This window comes from Acidovorax delafieldii 2AN (assembly GCF_000175235.1).
In the GTDB taxonomy this organism is placed as follows: Bacteria; Pseudomonadota; Gammaproteobacteria; order Burkholderiales; family Burkholderiaceae_C; genus Acidovorax; species Acidovorax delafieldii_B.
Window position 1 is genome coordinate 1 of sequence record NZ_ACQT01000304.1, and the last position, 3,735, is coordinate 3,735.

Below are 3,735 nucleotides of genomic sequence, written 5' to 3' on the forward strand. Positions count from 1 at the left end.
CACGCCGGTGATGGGCGCCGGGCGGTCGCTGCCGCCGCAGGCGGCGAGGCTGGCAGTGGCCAGTGCGCCGAGTGCGCAGAGGCGCGAGAGCGGTTGGCCGCAAGCGGGCCGGGGCGGGAGGGATTCCTCGGGATTTGAACGGTGCAAAAAGTCCGACGCCTCGCGGGGCGTCGGACGGAAAGAAAGCCGCGTGCAGGGGGCCCCGCGTGCGGCTGTGGTGGCTCGTCAGGGCAGTGCCACGCCGGTCTTGCCGATAACCTTCTGGTGCGAGTAGTCGGCCGCCTTGGGCCGGGCGATGGTGCCCTGGGCGATCACGTAATCAACGAAGCTTTGGGTGTAGAGCAGGTAGGTGTTGACGTAGCGGCCGGCCGCGTAGATGGGGCCCAGCGCGGCGTAGCCGTCCTTGCCCGAAGCGACGAAGTCGTTGGTCACCAGCACATAGGTCTTGGCTGGGTCGATGGCGCTCCAGGCCCCGGTGGCCTTGCTGCGCACCTGCACGTTGCTGAAGCGCTGGCCCTTGGTGCGGCTCATGTCCAGGTCCCAGCGCAGGCCGGCGGCGTAGGGGTGCGAGCCGTCGGACTGGGCGTTGTCGAGGTGGTTGGCCACTCCGTCTTCCAGCGCCGCGATCATTTCCGAGCCCTTCACGTCCAGCTCCACCAGCACGTTGGTGAACGGCAGCAGCGTGAACGCGGTGTTCATGCTGAGCTGGCCGGCGGCCACCGGCACGCGCACGCCGCCGGCATTCTGCAGGGCAAAGTCGGCGCGCTTGCTGGCGCGCAGGAAGGCCTCGGCCACCACCTGGGCGGCGTCGCTGCCGCGCGCCTGCGTGTTGGCCGTTTCGCAGCCGGCCACGCCCGCGCTGCGGTTGGTGGTTTCGCCGGGCTTGCGCACCAGGCACAGGGCCTCGGTGGCGGTGCCGATGGTCTTGGCCTTCTCGGCCGAAACCTGGCTGGTGTAGACCGACAGCGTCTGCGCGGCGGCGGCGTCGGGCGCGGTCACCTTCACGGCGGCCGATGTGGCGAGCTTGCCCACCAGTGCCTGCCGGTCGGCCTCGGCCAGGGTCTGCCAGGCGCCGGCGCCATCCTTGCGCTTGAAGCTGTCGCCGATCACCAGGCGGGCCTGCCCACCGCATTGGGCCACGCTGCCCCGGTCATCGAATTTCACGTTCATCAGGCCGTAGGCCTTGGCGTATTCCCAGGCCTGGCCGATGCACACGGTCTCGCCCGACTTGTTCTTCACCACGGTGGGGTAGGCGCCCGAGCTGGCCAGGCCCTGGGCCTTGAAGTCGCCCAGCAGGGTGTGCGAGTCGCCGCCGATGATCACGTCCACATCGGTGAGCTGTGCTGCGATCTGCTTGTCGCTTTCGTAGCCCAGGTGCGACATCAGCACGATGTGGCGCACGCCCTTGGCCTTGAGCGCATCGATGGCCTTCTGGGCCGACGCCGCTTCGTCCAGGAACTGCGTGGTGGCCAGGGGGCGCGAGGAGTTCACGGTCTTGGTGGCAATGGTCACGCCCACGATGCCCACCTCCACGCCGTCGATCTTCTTGATCGTGTAGGGCTGCAGGTAGGCGGCCGCGCCGGCGGGGGCCAGGGGCGTGCCGGCCTGAGGCACGATGTTGGCCGACAGCGTGGGGGTCTTGCAGTTGCCGCCGTTGGCCGGGTCGGCCAGCGCGTCGAGGAAGCCCTTGAAAACGCCGTCGCCGTCGTCGAACTCGTGGTTGCCGGGGATGAAGGCATCGAAGCAGATGCTGTTCATCATCTGCGCGTCGGCCTTGCCCTTGAAGAAGGTGTAGTACAGCGAGCCGGTGAGGGCGTCGCCCGCGTGCAGCTTGAGCAGGTTGGGCGTGCCGGCGAGCGACTTGAACACCGCCGTCTGGCGCGCGAAGCCGCCCAGCTCCACCTGTGTGGCCACGCCATCCAGGGTGAGTTCGGTGGCGGCAAACGCATCGAGCTGCGAATGGTGGTCATTGATGTGCGCGATGTTCAGCTCCAGGGGCTTGAAGCTGGGGGCATCGTCGCTGCCGCCGCAGGCCGCAAGGCCCAGCGACAGTGTGGCCACCAGGGCCAGGGCGAGCGAGCGGCGGGGCGCGAAAGCGGGAGCGCGGAAATGCATGGAAGAAGGCCCTCGGTAATGTGACGACTTGAAACAGCAAGGGCGCAGTGTTTTGCCGCCCTGTGACGTGCGTGTGACGCCCTGCCCTGTGCCGGCCCCCGTACGCGTGGGGCGGCGCCTTTCACGCCGTCCTTTGTGCTGCGTCATGTCATCGACGCGTCACGGGCAGTGGTTACCTTAGGGCCACTGTTCATTTGCACGAATGTCTGCTGCCATGCCGAGCCTCTCTCTTCCGCCCCTGAATGTGACCATTGCCGCTGTGCTCACCGTGACCGCCAGCGCCTGGGGCCTGCCTGCCGCCGTGCAGGCCGCCTGACCGGGCGCGACCTGCGCGGCCGGGCACCGTGGGTGCCCCTTTGCACGACAATCCGGCGCTTGCCTTCCCGCCTGCAGCCGCCGTGATGAACTCCCCCGCTTTACTCCCGTCCCAGGTCCGCCTGCGCGCACTCGCGCAATCCGACCTGGGCTATCTTCTGGCCGTGCAGCGCGCCTGCTACGGCCCCCGCTTCGTCGAGAGTGCCGAGGTGTTTGCGCGCCGTCTGGCCAGCCCGGCCAATTGCTCGCTGGTGCTGGAGCAAGGCGGCCGCGTCTGCGCCTATTTGGCCGCCTACCGTTCCGTGTTGGGCAAGGTCACGCCGTTGCACGGCGATTTCGAGGCCGTGGCGCCGGTGGACACGCTGTACCTGCACGACATGGCGGTATTGCCCCGCTGCGCGGGCCAGGGCATGGCGCAGGCGTTGTTGCAATCGGTGTGGGGCGCGGCGGCGGCGCAGGGGCTGCGGCATTCGGCCCTGGTATCGGTGCAGGACTCGCAAGCTTTCTGGACGCGCCAGGGCTACGCACCGCACGCGATCGGCGATGCGGTGCAGCGCGAGCGCCTGGCCAGCTATGGCGATGGCGCGGCCTACATGGCGCGGGCCCTGCCGTAGGCCGCCTTCCGCCACTGCCGCGCACGGCACTTCGGCTGCCCGCGTGGCCTGCAAACTGCCCTGCCGCCCGGCCGGGCATCATGACGGCAGGTGTCACGGTGCATGGTCATAATGCGCGCCATGCCAAACCGCTGGAAACCCAACGTCACCGTGGCCGCCATCATCGAGCGTGAGGGCCGCTTCCTGCTGGTGGAAGAAGACACGGCAGACGGCCTGCGTCTGAACAATCCCGCCGGCCATCTGGACCCCGGGGAATCGCCCATCGATGCCTGCACGCGCGAGGTGCTGGAGGAAACGGCGCACGATTTCGTGCCCGCCGCCCTGGTGGGCGTGTACCTCAACCGTTTCACGCGCACCCGCACGGGCGACGACATCACCTACCTGCGCTTTGCCTTTGCCGGTGCGCTGGGCACGCACCACGACTGGCGCGCGCTCGACGAAGGCATCGTGCGCACCGTGTGGATGACGCTGGACGAGCTGCGCGCCAGCGCAGACCGCCACCGCAGCCCGCTGGTGCTGCAGTGCATCGAAGACTACCTGGGAGGCCGGCGCTTTCCGCTGGCGCTGATCCACACCGACGCCAGCGTGCTGCAGGGCGCTGCGGCCCTCTGATCGGAACTGAGGGCCGGGGCCGGCCCTCGGCAGCGGGGCTGCCGCCCTCGCCGCGCGAAAAGGCCCGGGTCCGGCAGTC

The 3,735-nt window shown here is 69.0% G+C and carries 3 protein-coding genes; 2 read left to right on the forward strand and 1 reads right to left on the reverse strand.

Annotation, left to right across the window (positions count from 1 at the left end; genetic code table 11):
* Positions 1-225: 225 nt before the first annotated feature.
* Positions 226-2,115, reverse strand: coding sequence for a bifunctional metallophosphatase/5'-nucleotidase (locus ACDELDRAFT_RS20080; protein WP_005799888.1), 1,890 nt, complete (start codon positions 2,113-2,115; stop codon positions 226-228).
* A 401-nt stretch (positions 2,116-2,516) separates the two neighbouring features.
* Here ACDELDRAFT_RS20080 and ACDELDRAFT_RS20085 point away from each other — a divergent pair, with 401 nt between their 5' ends.
* Together ACDELDRAFT_RS20085 and ACDELDRAFT_RS20090 are read left to right on the forward strand one after the other, a co-directional pair.
* The gene (locus ACDELDRAFT_RS20085; protein ID WP_005799890.1) at positions 2,517-3,044 is read left to right on the forward strand and encodes a GNAT family N-acetyltransferase; all 528 of its coding nucleotides are present in this window, start codon (positions 2,517-2,519) and stop codon (positions 3,042-3,044) included.
* Between the two features lie 120 nt (positions 3,045-3,164).
* Complete coding sequence (locus ACDELDRAFT_RS20090; RefSeq protein WP_040330070.1) at positions 3,165-3,656, forward strand: NUDIX hydrolase; 492 nt, start codon at positions 3,165-3,167, stop codon at positions 3,654-3,656.
* The last annotated feature ends 79 nt before the right edge of the window (positions 3,657-3,735 follow it).

Coding starts and splice junctions, on each gene's coding strand:
- ACDELDRAFT_RS20080 (WP_005799888.1), bottom strand. CDS start 2,115: ATGCATTTCCGCGCTCCCGCTTTCGCGCCCCGCCGCTCGCTCGCCCTG.
- ACDELDRAFT_RS20090 (WP_040330070.1), top strand. CDS start 3,165: ATGCCAAACCGCTGGAAACCCAACGTCACCGTGGCCGCCATCATCGAG.
- ACDELDRAFT_RS20085 (WP_005799890.1), top strand. CDS start 2,517: ATGAACTCCCCCGCTTTACTCCCGTCCCAGGTCCGCCTGCGCGCACTC.